The organism is Ruegeria sp. D4 (assembly GCF_056534475.1).
Window position 1 is genome coordinate 94780 of record NZ_JBQFPJ010000012.1, and the last position, 20249, is coordinate 115028.

Genomic DNA, 20249 nt, shown 5'->3' on the forward strand with positions numbered 1-20249 from the left:
CCACCCCACAAGAATGTGAATGCGCCAGTACTGAATTTCTGGCATCACAGGGTCAGTCACACCAAATGAGGCAATGTGATGAGATTGCTCCGGGTCCTGTTCTGTCTGCTGGCCTATCCCGTTTGGGCTGATGATCCCGACATCCCCGAAGGCTGGGCGGTTTACGTGACCGACAAGTCATATGAGGACCTGGTGGACGCCACCAAAACAGCGGTAAAGGCAAACGGGCTGATCGTGGTGACGCAAGCCGGGCCAACAAAGGCCGCCGCTGCGCGCGGGATCACCATTCCCGGCAACCAGGTGATCGGCGCATTCAACAACGATTATGCGGTGCGCGTGCTGGAAACATCGACCAACGCGATGATCGAGGCGCCGATCAGGTTTTACGTGACCGAAAACGAAGACGGAACTGCCACCCTGTCCTATAAAACGCCCGGATTTGTGTTTGCTCCCTATGCCTCAGAAGGTGGCGCAAAGCTGAGCGAAATTGCCCGGGAACTGGACGAAAAGTTTCAGGCCGTGGCCGAAGCGGCAGTCAAATAGTCACACTGCCGTGATCTGCCTTGCGTCCGACGGCGTCCTCCGCAATCTGCTGTGCAACTTGTGTATCGGAGCATGACGGATGCAGGACCTTTCACCCCGCGCGGCGGATATTCTGGCCCAACGCCTGTACGAGACCGGTTGTCGCCATGCTTTCGGTATGCCCGGAGGAGAAGTTCTGACACTGGTCGACGCGCTTGAGAAGGCTGGTATAACCTTTCATCTAGCCAAACACGAAAACTCGGCCGGTTTTATGGCCGAGGCGGTACATCATCGCGATGGTGCGCCTGCGATTCTGGTGGCGACATTGGGCCCCGGTGCGATGAACGGGATCAACGTGGTGGCGAACGCACTGCAGGACCGGGTTCCCATGATCGTGCTGACCGGCTGCGTCGACGCGGACGAAGCGCTGACCTATACGCATCAGGTTATGGACCACTCCCGGGTCTACCGCTCGATCACGAAGGGCACGTTTGTAATGACCGCCGAGGGCGCGGATATCGTCGCAGACAAGGCCGTGTCGCTCGCCAATCAGCCACGTCCTGGCCCCGTGCATATCGACGTGCCGATCTCGGTTGCCGATACGCGTGTCAGCAACACGAAACGGCGCCGGCTGACCAAGCCCGCCGCCGTTGCCCCCGAAGGGAACTGCCTTGAAAAGGCCCGGCGCTGGGTCGCCGACGCCGAGCGTCCGCTGGCCATCATCGGGCTTGATGTCCTCTATGACGACTCGCGCTGTGTAGTGCGGGCCTTTCTTGAGCACTTCCGAATTCCTTTTGTAACCACCTACAAGGCCAAGGGTGTGGTGCCCGAGGATCATCCCCTGTGTCTGGGCGCTGCAGGGCTGTCCCCGCTGGCGGACAAGCATCTGGTGCCATTGGTGGAGCAGGCCGATCTGGTCCTGTGCCTGGGTTATGACCCAATCGAAATGCGCCCCGGCTGGCGCGAGATCTGGGACCCCGAGGAAAAGCGCGTGATCGACATCTCGGCGGTCGTCAACGATCACTACATGCATCAGGCCGGGCTCAATCTGGTTGCCGACACAGCGGCCACGCTGGAGGCCATCGCCAAGGGCAATCCCGCGCGCGCGACGTGGCCTGGTGGTGAGCCCGAACAAGTGAAAGCGGCACTGGCGCAAGCGTTCCCGATGGATGACGACTGGGGACCCGCCGCAGTGATCGCGGAATCCCGCGCAGCGCTTCCACCTGAAACCCTGGCGACGGCCGACAGCGGCGCGCATCGCATCCTGCTCAGCCAGATGTGGGAATGTTCTGAGCAGCGCGGGCTGATACAATCCTCGGCCCTGTGCACCATGGGCTGCGCCGTGCCGATGGCCATAGGCCTGAAACTGGCAGAACCGGACCATCCCGTGATCAGCTTTTCCGGCGACGCCGGTTTCCTGATGGTCGCCGGTGAGCTTTCGACGGCTGCTGAAATGGGTGGCAATCCGATCTTTCTGGTCTTTGTCGATGCCAGCCTTGCGCTGATTGAGCTAAAGCAGCGCCAGCGTCAGATGGGCAACCGGGGCGTTGACTTCGACCGCCACGATTTTGCCGCCATGGGGCGCGCCTTTGGCGGCAATGGCCACACTGTTCGCAATCGCGCCGAATTGCGCGCGGCACTGGATGCCGCCGTAAAAGCCGACACATTCACGGTCATCGCCGCTGAGATTGAGCGCGGAGGTTACGATGGCCGCATCTGAAGGGCCGCTGAAAGGCGTCAAGGTTCTGGATCTCAGCCGTATTCTGGCCGGGCCGACCTGCACGCAATTGCTGGGCGACTTGGGCGCCAGTGTCATCAAGATCGAAAACCCGGCAACGGGTGGCGACGACACACGGCAGTGGGGCCCGCCATATGTCGAGGATGCGGACGGAAACCGCTCGGACCTGAGTGCTTATTTCATGGCAGCCAACCGCAACAAGAAATCAGTGGCGATCGATATCACGACCGCCAAGGGTCAGGCCGAAATCAAGCGACTGGCTTCGTACGCGGATATTTTGATCGAGAACTTCAAACCCGGCGGGCTGGCCAAATACGGGCTGGACTATGTATCTCTGTCACAGGAGCTTCCGGGGCTCGTGTACTGCTCGATCTCGGGCTATGGGCAAACCGGACCTAATGCGAGCAAACCCGGCTATGATCTGATGGCGCAGGGCTATGGCGGGATCATGTCGCTGACCGGCGACCCCGAAGGCGCGCCGATGAAAGTTGGTGTCGGCATTGCCGACGTGATGTGCGGCATGTACGCCACCGTCGGCATACTGGCGGCTTTACGGCACCGCGACCAGACCGGCGAAGGACAGCAGATCGATCTGGCGCTGGTCGACGCGCAGATCGCATGGCTGATCAACGAAGGTGTGAACTACCTAACATCCGGCAACGTTCCGCAACGGCGAGGCAACGGGCATCCCAATATCGTGCCCTACGACGTCTATGAAACGTCAGACGGCCACGTCATTCTGGCGGTTGGCAATGACTCACAGTTTCAAAGGTTCTGCCGTTTCATCAACCGCGAAGACCTTGCCGACGATCCCCGTTTTTCAACAAACCCGGTCCGCCTTGAAAACCGCGATGCCCTGAACGCAGTGCTGCGGCCTGCCTTGCAAGGCATGGACACCGCAACGGTGATCGCGGGTCTGGAAAACCTGAAAGTTCCCGTTGGTCCGGTACAAACATTGGATCAGGTTTTTGCCACCGATCAGGCGGCGGCCCGCAACATGCAGATCGCCATGCAAGCGCAACCCGGACCGGTGCAACTGATCGGAAATCCGCTCAATTTATCGCGCACGCCGGTCACCTATCGTGCGGCTCCGCCAGTATTTGGCGCCGATACCCAGGCCGTTCTGAGCGCCAAAAATCCCTTCGACGATTGAAACACAGTGCCCGTTTCGGCGGCATGTTGCTGAAACATGCCCTTGAATCGGCGGTTTTTTTCGCGTTTTACACACACAGCCTTTCACCAATTCGAGAGCAGGGTCGATACTGTTACGTCCCGTCGGCACACTCTGATAAATCGAACAGTGTCAAATATCGCAATCAGATTGGACCCAAGTATGAAACAAGACGTTTTTGGACAAATGAACACTTTGACCCAGCCGGCAAGCGTCGAAGCGTGGAATGGTGTTCTGCTTGGGTTCATGGCGCATTCAGCGGTCACGCCCCAGCACTTGGGCAAAGTGCTGGAGCTTGAGCCGGATTTTGCGCTGGGTCATGCCGTCAAAGGATTGTTCATGGCATTGCTGGGCCGGCGTGAAATGATGCCTGTCGCAGTCGAAGCGCTGACGGCTGCAAATGCCGCAATGGCGCGGCAGCCGATCTCGGCCCGCGAACGTCTTTATGTCGATGCACTGGCGCTTTATCTGGCCGGTCAGTTAGAGCAGGCGGTTCAGAAGTTCGAAGCGGTGCTGCGCGACCATCCGCAGGATACGCTGGCCATGAAACTCAGCCACGCAACCCGATTTGTGCTGGGCGATTCCCCGGGCATGCGCCGGTCGATCGAACGCATCCTGCCGGCTTATGCGCCAGATCATCCGGGGCGCGGATACCTGCTGGGCTGCCACTCGTTCGCGCTTGAGGAAACCGGTGCCTATGAAAAGGCCGAAATCGCGGGCCGTCAGGCACTGTGGATGGTCTCGGACGACGCATGGGGTCTGCATGCGGTCGCGCATGTGCATGAGATGACCGGTAACGCGCAGTTGGGTCTGGACTGGCTGGCCGGTCGCGAAAACGCCTGGTCGCACTGCAACAACTTCCGCTATCACGTGTGGTGGCACAAGGCGCTGATGCATCTTGATCTGGGTCAGATCGATCAGGTGATGGAGCTGTATGATCACCACATCCGCCAAGACAAGACCGACGATTACCGAGACATCTCGAACGGAACCTCGTTGCTGATGCGGTTGGAACTTGAGGGTGTAAATGTCGGAAATCGTTGGGAAGAACTGGCCGATTTGTCCGCCGCGCGAACCGAAGATGGCTGTTTGATTTTCGCGGACCTGCATTACCTGCTGGCGCTGACCGGCGACAATCGCGCAGACGCCACGGCAAAAATGTTGAACCGCATCCAGCAAGACGCAAAACGCGCCAAGGATGACACTACCCGCCGCATGGCCGATCCCGGCGTAGCCGCGGCACTTGGTCTTGAGGCATTTGCCGAAGGACAGCATGGCACCGCCTTTGACCATCTGTGTGCCGCGCGCGGATCAATGCAACTGGCAGGTGGCAGCCATGCGCAACGTGATGTTTTTGAACGTATTACAATCGATTCCGGCCTGCGCGCCGGACGTCTGGATGAGGTTGAGCACATTCTTGACGACCGTCGTGCCAAGCGGGCCGGAGGCGAGGACAACTATGCCCTCGCGCGTCGGGCACTGATCGCAGCGGCACGCGACAGCGGTGACATGCAAAGCGTGCCCGCCGAATAACAACAAAAAGACCAGGAAGGACAGAGAACGTATGGCGACTGTTTCGCCCGCTACTGATTTTGCATCGGTTGCAGCTTCGGCTGCGACCCCTGCCAGCACGCGCGATCCGCGGCTGGATTTCTATCGCGGCATCGCGATGTTCATCATTCTGATCGCGCATATCCCGAACGATCCGTGGGCCAAATGGATTCCGGCACGCTTCGGCTTCTCGGATGCGACAGAGATTTTTGTGTTCTGTTCCGGCATGGCCTCGGCGATTGCCTTTGGCGGGGCCTTTCTGCGCAAAGGCTGGTGGCTGGGCACCGCCCGGGTCGCCTTCCGCATCTGGCAGGTCTATTGGGCACATATCGGCCTGTTTTTCTTTGTCGCCATGACCATGGCCGCACTGGACCAAACCGGCACGTTCGAGAAAACCTATGTCTCGTCTCTGAACCTGCAGCATTTCTTCAACGATCCTGCGCCGCAGATGGTCGGGATTTTCACACTCACCTATGTACCGAACTATTTCGACATCCTGCCGATGTATCTGGTGGTTCTTGCGATGATGCCCTTGTTCATGGGCCTGTCCCGGATCGGTTTCTGGGCGGTTGCGGCAACCTCGATCACGATCTGGCTTGTCGCCCAGTTCGGAGTGCTGGCCCTGCCCGCCGAGCCGTGGTCGGACCGCCAGTGGTTCTTCAACCCATTTGGCTGGCAATTGCTGTTCTTTACCGGTTTTGCATTCATGCGCGGCTGGATTCCCGCGCCGCCTGTGTCGAAAACACTGATCTGGATCGCGGCGCTGTTCCTGATCTTGTCCGCGCCCTTCGGCTCGTGGAAGGTGTTCCTTTGGGTGAATTCCGCAGCACCGGAACTGGGCGCGCTGATCCGCAAGGCCTGGCCCCTGACCGAGGAATTGCGGAGCAAAACCGAATTCGGACTGTTCCGTTATCTCCATTTCCTGTCACTGGCCTATTTGGGCTGGGTCGCCGCCGGGGAACACGGGCATCGCCTGATCGCCTCGGGTCACGGCGTGGCGGCGCGGATCTGGCAATGGCTGCTGACCGTCATCACCAAGGTGGGTCAGCAATCGCTGGCAGTCTTCGTATTTTCGATGGCAGCGGCACGACTTATCGGCGTCGGGCTGGACCAGACCGGGCGGGATTCCGCCGCTGTCTTTGCCGCCAACATAATTGGCTTTGCCATGATCATCGGTGTGGCCTATCTGGCCGCATGGTTCAAATCGCAACCATGGAAATCTAAGAAATGATTCTTACACGCCGCGCATTTCTGACCTTATCGACGGCACTGGCATTTGCCCCATCCGCGTTTGCGACTGGCGGTGAGGTTCCGTTTGACCGCAATGATGTGATTAAGCTTGCCCGCGATCTGGCCAGCCGCCCCTATGCGGAACGCGAGATGGTGCCGCAGGAATGGCAGGACCTGACATATCAGCAGTATCGCTCGATCCGGTTCCGGCTGGACCGGGCGCTGTGGTACGAGACCGAGACACCCTTCAACGTCGATTTCTTTACCCCGGGCCTTTATTTTCCGCGTACTGTTCAGGTCTCGACCGTTGAAAACGGCATGACGACGCCGGTCGCGTTCGATCTGGCGATGTTCGACAAATCCGAAGACGTGCCACACCTGCCCGTGGACGACACTCTGGGCTTCTCCGGTCTGCGCTTGCGCACCGAGATGCACCGCCCCGGTAAAACCGATGAGTTCTGCGTTTGGCAAGGTGCCAGCTATTTCCGCGCCATTGGCCTGCATGAGGTTTATGGGTTATCGGCGCGGGGGCTGGCGCTGAAGACCGGCGACCCGGATGGCGAGGAATTCCCCGAATTCATCCGTTTCTGGCTGGAGCGCCCCGCGCCGGGCCAACGCAACATAATCGTCCATGCGCTGATGGACAGCCCCAGCGTGACAGGCGCGTACCGCTTTGATGTCACCGCAGGCGCGGATTGCGTGATGGAGGTCGAGGCGACCCTCTTCCCGCGCGAGGACCTGACCCATGTGGGCATCGCGCCCGGAACCTCGATGTTCCTGTTCGATCAGACCAATCACAGCCGCTTCGACGATTTCCGGCCCGCCGTGCATGACAGCGACGGGCTGCTGGTGCGCAACGGCGCGGGTGAAGTGCTGTGGCGGCCGCTGGCGAACCCGACGCGGTTGCAGATTTCCTCCTTCGTCGACACCAACCCGGTCGGCTTTGGCCTGATGCAACGGAAGCGTGAGTTCTCGGATTACGCTGATCTTGAAGCGAACTATCACAAACGCCCCGGCCTGTGGGTCGAACCCAAAGGCGACTGGGGCAAAGGCTCGGTTACGCTGGTCGAAATTCCTGCCGATCAGGAGATCTACGACAACATCGTTGCCTATTGGCGACCGGCTGCCCCGTATGCTGCGGGCAGCCAGATCGATACATCCTACCGCCTGATCTGGGGCGACAATCCACAGCGTACACCGATGGCCCGGGTAATCAACACGGCGATGGGCGAAAATACGTTCGGCGAAGGACGTCTGGCCGTCATCGACTTTGAGGCCAGCGACTTGTTCGACGACCCCGAGGCGATTTCGATCTTTGTGGATTCGCCTCATGCCGAAACCTCGGACGGTGTGTTGCAACGCAACCCCGATACCGGCGGGATGCGGTTGGCATTTTCATTTGAACCCGCCGAACGGGATCATGTCGAACTGCGCGCGCAGTTGCTTGTCGGAAAACAACCGGCCTCCGAGGTCTGGCTGTACAGATGGACCACATGAACCGCGATCTGCATATCATGCCCCTCGAGGCGCCTCTGGCCATGCCGGCGCAGGATTTCAGCGCCGGGTTCCGTGACGCACAGGTTCCGTCCCGGACGGACAATCCGTCTGCCGGGTTCTGGCGCGCCTTGGCTTTTTCACCCGCGATGGCCGCAACGCTGGGCCTGTTGTGGGTGATGTCCGACTGGTTCGGGGCCGAAGGGATCAACCTGATCGAGGGCATTCTGCTGACGCTGATCTCGTTCAATTTCTTCTGGATCTCGTTCACGGTCTGCACAGTTCTTCTGGGCATGGCGTCGCTTGCGCGACAGGAGCAGCCCAAACACCAGACCCGCCCGACCCCGCTGCGCGTCGCGTTGTTGATGCCGGTCTATAACGAAGTGCCGTGGTTCGTTCTGGGCAATGCCCGGACCATGCTGGAAGAATTGCGGGCGCGCGGCGGCCAGCATCACTATGCCATGTTCATCCTGTCCGACACGCGCGACCCCGAGATTGCCGCGCAGGAACAGGCCAGCGTCGAGGCGCTGCGAACCTCGCTCGCACCCGGGCTGGAGTTGTATTACCGCCGCCGCGAACAGAACACCGACCGCAAGGTCGGCAACATCGCCGACTGGGTTAGCCGTTGGGGCGCGGACTGGGATGCGATGCTGGTGCTGGATGCCGACAGCCTGATGACCGGCCGCGCCATCGCCCGCCTGACGGATTCTCTGGCGCGTGATCCAGGCGCGGGCCTGATCCAGAGTTATCCGCAACTGATCGGTGCGCAGTCGGTCTTTGCCCGGATGCAGCAATTCGCCAACGGAGTTTATGGCATTGCCTTTGCCGAAGGACTGGCCCGCTGGTGCGGGCAGGAAGGCAACTACTGGGGCCACAATGCCATCATTCGAACCCGTGCCTTTGCCTGCTGCGCCGGGCTGCCCAAACTGCGATCTGTCAGTGGGCAGGACCAACTGATCATGAGCCACGACTTTGTCGAGGCCGGGTTGCTGCGCCGCGCCGGCTGGGGTGTGCGTTTCCTGCCGCGTATTCGCGGATCGTATGAAGAGACACCGCCCACCCTGATTGACCACGCCATGCGCGACCGCCGCTGGTGTCAGGGCAACCTGCAGCACCTGAAACTGCTGGGCTCTGCCGGATTCCGCGCGGTGTCCCGCTTCCACATGTTTCATGGTGCGGTCGGCTATCTGATGTCACCGCTGTGGTTCGCGCTGCTGGTCATGTGGGCGCTGATCGGTCAGGGCGAGGATGCGTCGGTTCTACACTATTTCAGCCCAGACAACCCGCTATTTCCGCAATGGCCGGAAATGACTGAAACCCGCCACGTGCTGATCATTCTGGTCATGTATGCAATGTTGCTGGCGCCCAAGGTACTGGGCGTCGTGGCCCTGCCCCTTAGCGGTGTTCGCTATTCCGATTTCGGTGGCGGGCGGCGGTTTTTCATCTCGTTTCTGTCCGAGGTGATCCTGTCGATCCTCTATGCCCCGATCCTGATGGTACAACAGATGATCGCAGTCTTCCGAACAGCGTTGGGCATCCAAAAAGGTTGGTCCCCGCAAGCCCGCGACGGCGGTAGCTATAGCCTGCGCACCCTTGTTCTGTGCCACGCTCTGGAAACGATCAGCGGGATCGCACTGAGCGTTGGGATTCTGGCCGGGCTGGTATCGGTCTGGCTGGCCCCGATCGCCATCAGCCTGGCCCTGGCTATACCGCTGTCCGCGCTTAGCGGCGTGTCCGCAGGAACGGCCCGGCGCATGGTCGGTATGCGCGAGGACTTCGCCGAACCCGCAATCACCCGTTCGGCCCGCCGCCACCGTGACGAACTGAAACGCCTAATCGAGGGCAAGGGGACGATGACCCCGGCGGAATGATCAGCTTCCGGGCAGGCCTTCGTACCAGTCCACCATCATGTCCGCCCACCCTTTGGGAACACCGTGACCACCAGGAAACAGCGCAAACTCCAGCGCGCTGTTTTCGGCGCAGCCTGTCCAGTTTCGGCGCATGAAATTGCCCGTGATCGAAAACCCGGATGGTTTGGTATCCGGGCATTCATTGGCTTCCCGCCAGATTTCAAACCCTGCAAAGATATCCCCCTGATGGAACCGGCCCCCACCCAGTATGCGCCCCTCCAACGGGACTACATTGTCTGCCCAGCCATGGGTGTGAAACAGCTTGACCGGCCCTGCGCAGCTTTCGGGATTTGGCCGCCAAAAGCCTCCTGACACGGGCACATAGGCCGAAAACGTCTCTGGCGCATCGCAGGCCAGATAGTTCACCATGAACCCGCCTGCGGAAAACCCGCCCAGCACAACCCGGTCGCTGTCGATGCCAAATCGGTCGGCTGCGTCCTGCACCACTTCGGTCAGAAAGGCGGTATCGTCCCGCCCCTCCCAGCCGGGATAGAAGTTCCAGCTTTTGCGCCCGTTGCTGATTGCCCCTTCGGGTGCCATCACCGCATAGCCACGCGCGAGCAGCGGATCGACCATATTGCGGTTCTTCATCGTACCGCTGCCGCTGCCGCCATAGCCATGCAGGAACACGACCAGCGGCGGGTTTTCGGCCTTTGGCAATTCGATGTGGTATTCGCCGGACGGGGTCTCGCACGTACCTTCAGATTCGGCACAAGTGGCCAAAGCCGTTTGTCCGGCGAATGAAAGGCTCAGCGCCAGCCAGAATTTCGCTTTCATCAAATGTCCTCTTTGTAAGCTTCGACCGGCAGCCCTGCGCGCAGCCAACCCGGTCCGGCGGCCGAGCCCAGCATGCCTTCGGGGACGTCGACAATATTGGTAAAACCGGCAGCCGTCAGTTGATTGCTCAGCCGCGCCGACCGGACGCCGCGGGCGCAGATCAGCGCAACAGGCGCAGACCGATCGCCATCTGCAAGCTGCGTGAGCGCCTGCACGAAGTCCTCGCGGCGCATATCAAGCGGATGCGCGCCCCTGCCAATCCCGGTTGCGCGCCATTCCCGGGGGGTACGGATATCCACCAGCAGGATGTCCCCCGAAACTGCCTGTTGATACGCGCCGGCGACCTGAACCCGTCCACCGGAATAATCCTGTGGAATCAGACGGTACTGCCGTATCGCAAAGCCGGCGGCGATGGCGGCACCAACACCCAAAACTACCCGCCTTCGCGTTAGGTTCACTTTTTCTGCCACGCCGCGCTCCCATGCCGACAAATCGGTTTTATCACAGGGCGAAGCACATTGCCGCATCGAATTGGCATCGGCCGGATCAAGTTCGCGTCATTTTCGCCCCAAAGGAAAATCCGCGCGCCCTTCACGCCGAAACGGGCGCATAATCTTGCAATCGCTGGACAGTCAGAGAATTATCCTTACAAAATCAATACCACTTTGACCGCCCAGACCGGAGTATCGCACTTGTCCCTATTCCTTATCGCGGCCCTTCCCTTCCTCGGAGCTGTGTTCCCAGCCCTTCTGATCCGGGCGGGACGAAACGCGGCGGCCTCGGCTGCCGGACTGACCACATTTCTGGCACTGATGGGGCTGCTGATCCACATTCCGTCCGTCATGCGCGGCGAGGTGGTGACGGCCAGGTTCGACTGGATACCGGGGCTGGGACTGAACGCGAATTTCATGCTGGACGGGCTGGGGTTTCTGTTTGCCCTGCTGATCCTGGGGATCGGTTTGCTGATCATCCTCTATGCGCGGTTCTACCTGTCCCGCGAAGACCCGATGGGGCAGTTCTATACCTATCTTCTTCTGTTCCAGGGCGCGATGGTGGGCATCGTTCTGTCCGACAACATTCTGCTTTTGTTGATTTTCTGGGAACTCACGTCGCTCAGTTCCTTCCTGCTGATCGGATACTGGCGGCACCTGCCCGAGGGGCGTCAGGGCGCGCGCATGGCGCTGGCTGTCACCGGATCAGGCGGGCTGGCGATGATCGCCGGGATGCTGATCCTTGGTAATATCGTGGGGTCCTACGACCTGAGCGTTATCCTCCAGAACAAGGAGCTGATCCAGTCGTCGCCCTACTACATGCCCGCGCTGATCCTGATCCTGCTGGGTTGTTTCACCAAGTCAGCGCAGTTCCCGTTCCATTTCTGGCTGCCGCACGCGATGGCCGCACCAACACCGGTTTCGGCCTACCTGCACTCGGCCACGATGGTAAAGGCCGGGCTGTTCCTGATGGCGCGGATGTGGCCGGTTCTGGCCGGGACCGAGGCCTGGTTCTACATCGTGGCAACAACCGGTCTGGTAACGATGTTGATCGGTGCCTGCATTGCGCTGTTCAAGGATGACCTCAAGGCCTTGCTGGCGTTTTCGACCGTGTCGCATCTGGGTCTTGTGACCATGCTGCTGGGCTTTGGCACCAAGATTGCCGCCGTGGCCGCCATCTTCCACATCATCAACCATGCAACTTTCAAGGCCGCCCTGTTCATGACCGCAGGGATCGTCGACCACGAGACCGGAACCCGTGACGTCAAACGGCTGGGCGGGTTGCGGCACCTGATGCCGATCACCTTCACCATCGGGACGATTGCAGCCCTGTCGATGGCTGGCCTGCCACCGCTGAACGGGTTCCTTTCCAAGGAAATGATGCTTGAGGAAACAGTCCATACAACATGGCTGAACTCGCATTATCTAGTGCCCGGTCTGGCCCTGTTGGCGGCGCTTTTCTCAGCGGCCTATTCCTTCCGCTTTGTGGGCCACGTTTTTCTTGGCCCCGAGCGGGACGATTACCCGGCACATCCGCATGATCCGCCCGTCGGGCTGTGGTTGGCCCCCGCATTTCTTGTGGTTCTGGTTGTGCTGATCGGTCTGTATTCCGCCGCCATCGTTGGCCCGCTGGTCGCCGTTGTCTCCAGCGCGGTGATCGGCGGAGAGAAGCTGCCCTACTATTCGCTCAAACTGTGGCATGGCTTTACTCCGGCGCTTTACATGTCCATCGTGGCAACGCTGGGAGGTTTTTTCCTGGTGTCGCTGCACAAGCGCGGAGAACAGGTCTGGAATGCGCTGCCCCGGCCCGAGGCAAAAGACATCTTCGACGCAGTGATCGGCGCGCTGACAAAGCTCAGCCAGTGGGTCACGGACGAACTGCACAATGGCGTCATCTCGCGCTATGCCATCATCATGATCGCCTTTACCGTGGGGATGGGTTTTTACGCCTATTCGACCGGCACAATCGGGCTTGAGACCCGGGTGCCGCTGCCCGCACCAATCATACCGATTATCGGCTGGATCTGTCTGGTGGGAGCAACGCTCGCGATCATGTGGTTCCACCGCAACCGCCTGTTGTCACTGGTGCTGATCGGTGTTGTGGGTCTGATCGTGTCAATGGCGTTCAACTACCTGTCCGCCCCGGATCTGGCGCTGACGCAAATCTCGGTCGAAGTGGTGACAATGATCCTGCTGCTGCTGTCGCTGAACTTTCTGCCAACCGAAACCCCACGGGACAGCAGCGCCCAGCGCCGCTGGCGGGATGCGGCGATCTCTGTCGTGGCCGGGATCGGCAGCGGCGCCTTGATCTATGCGCTGATGCTGCGCGATTTCGCTTTTCCGACGATATCGGATTTCCATCTGGCGAACTCGTACAAGGGCGGCGGCGGCACCAACGTGGTCAACGTCATTCTCGTCGACTTCCGGGGCTTTGATACCTTTGGCGAGATCATCGTTCTGGGCATTGCCGCGCTGATCATCTTTGCCCTGACCGAGGCGGTTCTGAGCACAAATGTCCGGGCCTATCTTCTGAACCGCAAACCGCACTGGCCGCAATCGGGCGACTCGCACCCGCTTATGATGGTGGTTGCAACCCGCGTGATGATGCCGATTGCCCTGATGGTGGGCGCCTACATCTTTTTCCGCGGCCACAACCAGCCCGGCGGCGGCTTTATCGCGGGTCTGATCGTCGCGATCGCCTACCTGATGCAATACATGGCCAGCGGATACACCTGGGCCATTGAACGGCAGAGGTTCTTTTACCACGGAACAATCGGCTGGGGCGTTCTGATAGCCGCTGCGACCGGACTGGGCGCGTGGTTCAATGAAAGGCCGTTCCTGACCAGCGATTTCGGCTACATTCACTGGCCGCCGCTGGAAGAGTTCGAATGGGCCACTGCCATCCTGTTCGACACCGGCGTATTCCTCGCCGTTCTGGGTGCTGTCATGCTGGCGCTGGACAGCCTGTCACGGTTTGCATGGCAACCGGGCATGGCGCAGGAGTTCCCGATGGATATCAACCCGCTTCGGGATGATCCGCCAGAAGAAGACCAAGAGAAGGAGCAGGCCTGATGGAAGCGCTCGTAGCCTCTGCCGTAGGCGTCATGACCGCAGCCGGGATCTTCCTGATCCTTCGTCGCCGGACTTTCCCCGTCATTCTGGGCCTGTCTTTGCTGACCTATGCAGTCAATGTGTTCCTGTTTGCCACCGGGCGGCTGGCGCTGAATGCGCCGGCGGTTCTGAACAAGTACAAGGACGTGCCCTACACCGATCCGCTGCCGCAGGCACTCGTGCTGACGGCCATCGTGATCTCGTTCGGTATGACGGCGGTGATCGTGATGATCGCCCTGTCCGCCTATCTGTCGTCCATGGATGACCACATCGACATGAGCGCGCAGGACAGCGTGGACGGCGCAGGAGAAGACGCATGAATCACTGGATCGTTGCGCCGATCGTCCTGCCCGCGATCCTGGCCCCCTTCATCATCATGGTACTGCGATTCCATCTGGACCTGCAGCGCATCTTTTCGGTCGCCGGTGTCGTAGGCCTGCTGGGTATCGCCCTGACCATCACCGCAAAAGCGTCGGGCGGCGACATTCAGGTCTATGAACTGGGCAACTGGCCCGCGCCATTCGGGATCGTGCTGGTGCTGGACAAACTGTCGGCCATGATGGTGCTGCTGACGGCATTGCTGGCCCTTCCCATCGTGCTGTATTCCATTGCCTCCGGCTGGGACGACAGGGGAAAGCACTTTCACGCCCTGTTCCACTTCCAGCTTATGGGTGTTTGTGGCGCCTTTCTGACCGGAGACGCGTTCAACCTGTTCGTTTTCTTCGAAGTTCTGCTGATCGCCTCTTACGGCCTGATGACGCACGGAGGTGGTTCTGTACGGTTGAAAGCCGGGGTTCAGTACGTCACCTACAACCTGCTTGGCTCGACCCTGTTCCTGTTTGCACTTGGCACCATCTATTCCGTGACCGGCACTTTGAACATGGCCGATCTGGCGCTGCGCGTGGCCGAAATTCCACCTGAAGATACAGCTTTGCTGCGGGTCGGCGCGGTACTGCTGCTGCTGGTCTTCTGCATCAAGGCCGCCGTTCTGCCGCTGCATTTCTGGTTGCCCGCCAGCTATGCCAACGCGCCTTTGCCTGTGGCCGCGCTGTTTGCGATCATGACCAAGGTGGGCGCATACTCGATCCTGCGGGTCTATACCCTGGATTTTGGTCCCGACGTCGCAGTGACAGAAGGCCTGGTCGGAGCTTGGCTGCAACCGGCTGCATTGGTCACTCTGGCGGTTGGAGCAATCGGCATTCTGGGAGCACAGCACATCGCGCGCCTGGTCGCATTCTGCGCGATTGCGTCGATGGGCACTTTGCTGATTGCGATTTCGCTGTTCTCGCCCGGCGCAACCGCTGCCGCGCTATATTACATTTTCCACTCGACACTGGCGACGGCGCTTTTGTTCCTTGTGGCCGACCTTTTGATGCAGCGGCGCGGCGGTGCCATTGAGCCCGGCACTCCGATGCCGCAAAGCGGGTTGATTTCGGCGCTGTTCTTCGTGGGCGCAATTGCGCTGGCCGGTATGCCGCCACTGTCCGGTTTTGTTGGTAAACTGCTGGTACTGGACGCCGCGCGGGATGCCCCGGACGCCAACGCAATCTGGGCGGTGATCCTGATCGGGTCTTTTGTGACCATCGTCGGACTGGCCCGGGCCGGTTCGCTGATCTTCTGGAAAAGCCACGACGCGCAGCTTAACACCACAGCAGAGACCGAAAATGAAGATGAAGATGAAGACGTCGTTCTGCCTGCGCCCGAACCTCAACCGGCGCTGGCATTCACGGCGGTATTCGGATTGGTCCTTGGCCTGATGCTGTTGACCTTGTTCGCTGGCCCGGCGCTGACCTACGCTGAAGGCACGGCAGGACAATTGTTCTCGCCCGAAAATTACATCTCGGCCGTCATGGGAGGTGAAGAATGATCAAACTGCTACACCGGATATTTCCGCACCCGCATCTGACCATTCTGCTGACGTTTGTGTGGATGTTGCTTGCCAACCAACCCTCGCTGAATTCGCTGGTGTTTGGTCTGATTCTGGGGATCATCATCCCGTTCATCACGCAGCCCTACTGGCCGGACCGTCCCATACTGCGCAACTGGCCGATGATCGTGGAATACATGCTTGTCGTTCTATGGGACATTGTGATGGCCAATATCGCGGTCGCCCGGATCATCCTGTTCAAGCGCGACAGTGATCGGCAACCAAACTGGGTCTGTATTCCGCTTGAACTGCGCACACCCGAGGCGATTACCGTGCTGGCCGGAACGATCACCATGACGCCGGGCACCGTCAGCTGCGATCTGTCTGCGCAGGGGCACAACCTTTTGGTCCATTGCCTTGACGCCCCGAACACTGACGAGGTTCGGGACCAGATCAAGCAACGCTATGAACGTCGCCTCAAGGAGATTTTCGAATGATCACCTATGCCATCTACTTTACTTTTGCCTGTTTTGGCGCGGCGATCATGATGTGCCTGTGGCGGATCGTAACGGCCGACGGTGTCGGCACGCGGGTACTGGCGCTGGATACCATGGTCATCAACACCATCGCGTTGATGATCCTTTACGGTCTCAGGCTGGGAACCGAGATCTTCTTTGAATCCGCCATGATCATCGCCATGCTGGGCTTTGTTTCAACGGTGGCTTACGCACGCTTCATGCTGCGTGGCAACATTATCGAGTGAGGGCGACATGGGTTTCATTTTCGAATTTCTCATCGCTTTCTTCCTGATCGTCTCGGGCATATTTGGTTTCGTGGGATCGTTTGGCATGATCAAGCTGAAGGATCCGATGTCCCGGCTGCACGCGCCGACAAAGGCCACAACTCTGGGCGTTGGGGGCGTTCTGCTGGCGTCGATCTTTCATTCCGTCCTACTGGAGGATCACGCGTCGCTGCACGAGCTGCTGATAACGCTGTTTTTGTTCCTGACCGCGCCGATCACGGCCCTGTTCATTGCCAAATGGCACATTCATCGCCATGAATCGCCCGGCGATCTGCCGGATGCAGGCGAGGATGAGCTTTGGGCCACCCACGCGGTCGAGCAGGTCGAAGACGTCCCGGATCACACAGCGAACTGACCCTGATGCATACACCTTCGTTGCCGCTGACCCGCGATCTGGTTCTGATCGGCGGGGGCCACACGCACGCGCTTGTGCTGCGCAAGTGGGGAATGAACCCCTTGCCCGGCGCGCGACTGACCATCATCAATCCCGGCCCGACCGCGCCTTACTCCGGCATGTTGCCGGGTTATGTGGCCGGGCATTACAGGCGGGACGAGCTGGACATCGATCTGGTAAAGCTGGCGCGATTTGCCGGGGCGCGCATCATTCTGGGCGCGGTAAACGGCCTGGATCCGGCAAGCCGGGTTGTTCACGTATCAGGACACCTGCCTGTTTCGTTTGATGTCGCTTCGGTCAATGTGGGCATAACTTCTGACATGCCCGCCTTGCCCGGATTTGCAGAACATGCGGTGCCGGCGAAACCTCTTGGCCTATTTGCGGCACGCTGGGGCGACTACCTGAAGACGCCCGGGCCCGCGTCGGTCGCGGTCATTGGCGGCGGTGTTGCCGGGATCGAACTGGTCATGGCGATGGCGCATGCATTGCGGGTGCAGGGCCGCGACGCCCGAGTCGCGCTGATCGACAACGCCAAGGCTTTGACGGCCACAGGCCCCAAGGCCGGGGAAACCATCCGACAGGCGATGGAAAGCCTGGGGATCGAGATCTTCGAAAACGCCTCCATTCGCCAGATCGGCAAGGATTATGTTGAACTGGAGGATGGCCGCCACATCCCAGCCGCGTTCGTGACCGGAGCCGCAGGTGCGCGACCCTATGACTGGATCGCTGAAACAGGGTTGGAGGTGCAGGATGGCTACATCAGCGTCAACGCGCATCTGCAGTCCAGCGACCCCTTGATCTTTGCCGCCGGTGATTGCGCACACCTGTCCGACAACCCGCGCCCCAAGGCCGGTGTCTATGCGGTCCGTGAAGCGCCGGTTCTGTTTGACAATCTGCGCGCGGCATTGGGAGCGGGACGGATGCGGCGGTACGTGCCGCAGAAAGATTATCTGAAACTGATTTCGCTGGGCAGGAAGTCCGCCCTTGCGGAAAAGTTGGGAACGTCATTCAGCGGTCCGTTGATGTGGAACTGGAAAAACCACATCGACCAGAAATTCATGAACAGATTTCGCGACCTGCCGCAGATGGCAATACCTAAACTGCCCAGGCATCATGCGGACGGTTTGCGCGAAGCATTGGGTGACAAACCGATGTGCGGCGGTTGTGGTGCCAAGGTTGGGCGTGGCGCCTTGCAGCAAGCCTTGCAGACGTTGCCTGCGCCCGAACGCACGGATGTCACCCCCCTGCCCGGCGATGATGCGGCCCTGCTGACAACGGGTGGGGCGCGTCAGGTCATCACGTCGGATCACTTGCGCAGCTTCACCGCAGACCCCGTGTTGATGACGCGCATCGCGGCCGTGCACGCGCTTGGTGATATCTGGGCGATGGGTGCGGCGCCGCAGGCGGCGACTGCAACTGTGATCCTGCCCCGCATGTCCGCTACGTTGCAGCACCGCACGATGACGGAAATCATGACAACCGCCAGCGACGTTCTGCGGCAGGCTGGTGCCGAGATTGTTGGCGGCCACAGCTCTATGGGCGATGAGATGACCATCGGTTTCACCATCACCGGTCTTTGCGCCCAGGAACCTATTACTCTGGCCGGTGGTCTGCCGGGGGATGCACTGATCCTGACCAAACCTATTGGCAGCGGTGTTTTGATGGCCGCTGAAATGGCTGGTCAGGCCGATGGCGCGTGGGTCGCGGCCGCATTTCGCCACATGACCCACCCACAGGGCACAGCCGCCGAAATCCTCAGGCACGCGCATGCGATGACGGATGTCACGGGTTTTGGTCTGGCCGGCCACCTGAAGGGAATGTGCGAGGCTTCGGATTGCGGTGCAGCACTGGATCTTGAGGCCGTGCCTGCAATGGTCGGCGCTGAAGAGTTGTATTCGAACGGCATCCGGTCGAGCATTTTCGCTGACAACAGGGCAATTGCTCCGGAACTGCCTGCGGAAGGTAAAGCAGGCCTGTTATTCGACCCCCAAACCGCCGGAGGATTGCTGGCTGCGGTCGCCCCGGACCAGGCTCAGGACCTGTGCGCGGTACTTCGTGACGCGGGATATCCGGCAGCTATTGTCGGTCGGTTAACCGAGGCCCCGGGCTTGCGTCTTTAAAGCCGGGCCAGAACCTGTTCGATCCGGGCGGCGACATCGGCAAGACTGTCGGTGTCCAGCCGGTCGGCCTGAAGCTCCGCAATGACCTGAGCGCCCCTACCTTTCTGCGACTTGGCGTAGGCCGGATCATAGTGCTGATCCATCAGCGCCCGCGTCAAACCACGTTTATCTCCGGCCTCCATCAGGGACAGCCAGTTATCGACGAAGTCATGGCCGCGATGAAAGCGCAGCGGTGACAGCCGGTCACGCATCCGCTCGTGATCTGAAAGAATGTCATCATAGGCAGCGACCAGATAATCTGCCCGCGCCGCAAGCGGGGCATCAATTCGGATACGTGGAGCCGCACGCAGCCCGTTCCAAAGGCTTGGCGGCAGGATCAGACTTCCGATTTTGGACGACTCGGCCTCGACGACCACTGGCCGACTGGCGTCCATCCGACAAAGCACGGCGGATAATGCGGACTCAAACCCTTTCTGGCTGGGTTGTCCTCCGGGCATTTCACCCAGCAACGAGCCGCGATGATTGGCCAGCGCCTCAAGGTCCAGAACCTGCACGCCTCGCTTTGCGAGATGCGCGAGCAATTCGGTTTTTGCCGTTCCTGTATATCCGTCCAGCGCCACAAAGCGGTGCGGCAGGACGTCATCGTACAGATAGCGGTTCACCAGCCGGCGGTAGGTGCGGTAGCCACCTTCAACTACGTCGGCACGCCACCCGATTTGCTGCAGCATCCAAGTAAACGACCCTGACCGCTGCCCTCCGCGCCAGCAGTAGACCAGAGGCCGCCATCCTCCCTCGTGCTGGCTGAGGCTGTTTTCGATATGCGCGGCAGCATTGCGAAACACCAGAGCCGCGCCCAGCTTGCGGGCCAGAAACGGGCTTTCCTGAACGTAGATCGTGCCGACTTTCGCCCGTTCTTCATTGTCCAGAACCGGCAGATTGATGGCACCCGGCAAATGATCCTCGGCGTATTCCGCAGGGCTTCGCACATCGATCACGGTATCGAAGTCGTGTGTGTAGAGGTCAGGCAGGGTGGTGAATTTCAGAACCATATCTGCGGTCTATCTTGGGCTT

17 protein-coding genes are annotated in these 20249 nt (G+C 60.0%); 14 read left to right on the forward strand and 3 right to left on the reverse strand.

Features of this window, described 5'->3' with window-relative positions; all coding sequences use genetic code 11:
- The first annotated feature begins 78 nt into the window (after positions 1–78).
- The 7 genes from ACR0MI_RS16105 to mdoH all read left to right on the forward strand — a co-directional run bounded on the left by ACR0MI_RS16105 (position 79) and on the right by mdoH (position 9577).
- Entirely contained in the window at positions 79–543 is a 465-nt protein-coding gene (locus tag ACR0MI_RS16105; protein WP_170609597.1) for a DUF302 domain-containing protein, read from the forward strand.
- Positions 544–622: 79 nt separating this feature from the next.
- Positions 623–2242, forward strand: a complete 1620-nt coding sequence (locus ACR0MI_RS16110) for a thiamine pyrophosphate-binding protein (RefSeq protein WP_170816725.1) — start codon at positions 623–625, stop codon at positions 2240–2242.
- Positions 2229–3413 (forward strand): CoA transferase, encoded by a 1185-nt coding sequence (locus tag ACR0MI_RS16115; protein WP_170609594.1) that lies wholly within the window; start codon positions 2229–2231, stop codon positions 3411–3413. The genes ACR0MI_RS16110 and ACR0MI_RS16115 overlap by 14 nt, the downstream gene beginning before the upstream one ends.
- Positions 3414–3593: 180 nt before the next feature.
- Entirely contained in the window at positions 3594–4964 is a 1371-nt protein-coding gene (locus ACR0MI_RS16120; protein WP_170816724.1) for a tetratricopeptide repeat protein, read from the forward strand.
- A 31-nt stretch (positions 4965–4995) separates the two neighbouring features.
- Positions 4996–6213, forward strand: coding sequence for an OpgC domain-containing protein (locus ACR0MI_RS16125; protein ID WP_170609590.1), 1218 nt, complete (start codon positions 4996–4998; stop codon positions 6211–6213).
- Positions 6210–7709: a glucan biosynthesis protein G gene (locus ACR0MI_RS16130; RefSeq protein ID WP_170609588.1), complete on the forward strand. Its 1500-nt coding sequence runs from the start codon at positions 6210–6212 to the stop codon at positions 7707–7709. The genes ACR0MI_RS16125 and ACR0MI_RS16130 overlap by 4 nt, the downstream gene beginning before the upstream one ends.
- Positions 7706–9577, forward strand: a complete 1872-nt coding sequence (gene mdoH, locus ACR0MI_RS16135) for a glucans biosynthesis glucosyltransferase MdoH (RefSeq protein WP_170816754.1) — start codon at positions 7706–7708, stop codon at positions 9575–9577. The genes ACR0MI_RS16130 and mdoH overlap by 4 nt, the downstream gene beginning before the upstream one ends.
- On the opposite strand, the gene ACR0MI_RS16140 is transcribed toward mdoH, so the two are convergent.
- A complete protein-coding gene (locus tag ACR0MI_RS16140) occupies positions 9578–10393 on the reverse strand; it encodes an alpha/beta fold hydrolase (protein WP_170609584.1) in 816 nt (271 codons plus the stop codon).
- Positions 10393–10863, reverse strand: a complete 471-nt coding sequence (locus tag ACR0MI_RS16145; RefSeq protein WP_170609582.1) for a rhodanese-like domain-containing protein — start codon at positions 10861–10863, stop codon at positions 10393–10395. Before ACR0MI_RS16145 ends, ACR0MI_RS16140 begins: the two co-directional genes overlap by 1 nt.
- A 222-nt stretch (positions 10864–11085) precedes the next feature.
- On the opposite strand from ACR0MI_RS16145, the gene ACR0MI_RS16150 reads away from it, so the two are divergent.
- The 7 genes from ACR0MI_RS16150 to selD are packed head-to-tail and all read left to right on the forward strand — an operon-like array spanning position 11086 to position 19178.
- A complete protein-coding gene (locus ACR0MI_RS16150; RefSeq protein ID WP_170609580.1) occupies positions 11086–13956 on the forward strand; it encodes a monovalent cation/H+ antiporter subunit A in 2871 nt (956 codons plus the stop codon).
- On the forward strand, positions 13956–14315 hold the full coding sequence (locus ACR0MI_RS16155; protein ID WP_170609578.1) for a Na+/H+ antiporter subunit C: 360 nt from the start codon (positions 13956–13958) through the stop codon (positions 14313–14315). The genes ACR0MI_RS16150 and ACR0MI_RS16155 overlap by 1 nt, the downstream gene beginning before the upstream one ends.
- Entirely contained in the window at positions 14312–15862 is a 1551-nt protein-coding gene (locus ACR0MI_RS16160; RefSeq protein WP_170816721.1) for a monovalent cation/H+ antiporter subunit D, read from the forward strand. Before ACR0MI_RS16155 ends, ACR0MI_RS16160 begins: the two co-directional genes overlap by 4 nt.
- The gene (locus tag ACR0MI_RS16165) at positions 15862–16359 is read left to right on the forward strand and encodes a Na+/H+ antiporter subunit E (RefSeq protein WP_170610870.1); all 498 of its coding nucleotides are present in this window, start codon (positions 15862–15864) and stop codon (positions 16357–16359) included. The genes ACR0MI_RS16160 and ACR0MI_RS16165 overlap by 1 nt, the downstream gene beginning before the upstream one ends.
- Positions 16356–16625: a K+/H+ antiporter subunit F gene (locus tag ACR0MI_RS16170; RefSeq protein ID WP_170609575.1), complete on the forward strand. Its 270-nt coding sequence runs from the start codon at positions 16356–16358 to the stop codon at positions 16623–16625. Before ACR0MI_RS16165 ends, ACR0MI_RS16170 begins: the two co-directional genes overlap by 4 nt.
- A gap of 7 nt (positions 16626–16632) precedes the next feature.
- The gene (locus ACR0MI_RS16175; RefSeq protein ID WP_170609573.1) at positions 16633–17019 is read left to right on the forward strand and encodes a Na+/H+ antiporter subunit G; all 387 of its coding nucleotides are present in this window, start codon (positions 16633–16635) and stop codon (positions 17017–17019) included.
- A 5-nt stretch (positions 17020–17024) separates the two neighbouring features.
- The gene (gene selD, locus ACR0MI_RS16180) at positions 17025–19178 is read left to right on the forward strand and encodes a selenide, water dikinase SelD (protein ID WP_170609571.1); all 2154 of its coding nucleotides are present in this window, start codon (positions 17025–17027) and stop codon (positions 19176–19178) included.
- Here selD and mnmH read toward each other — a convergent pair.
- Positions 19175–20227 (reverse strand): tRNA 2-selenouridine(34) synthase MnmH, encoded by a 1053-nt coding sequence (mnmH, locus tag ACR0MI_RS16185; protein ID WP_170609569.1) that lies wholly within the window; start codon positions 20225–20227, stop codon positions 19175–19177. The two genes, selD and mnmH, sit on opposite strands and share 4 nt — an antisense overlap.
- Positions 20228–20249: the final 22 nt, after the last annotated feature.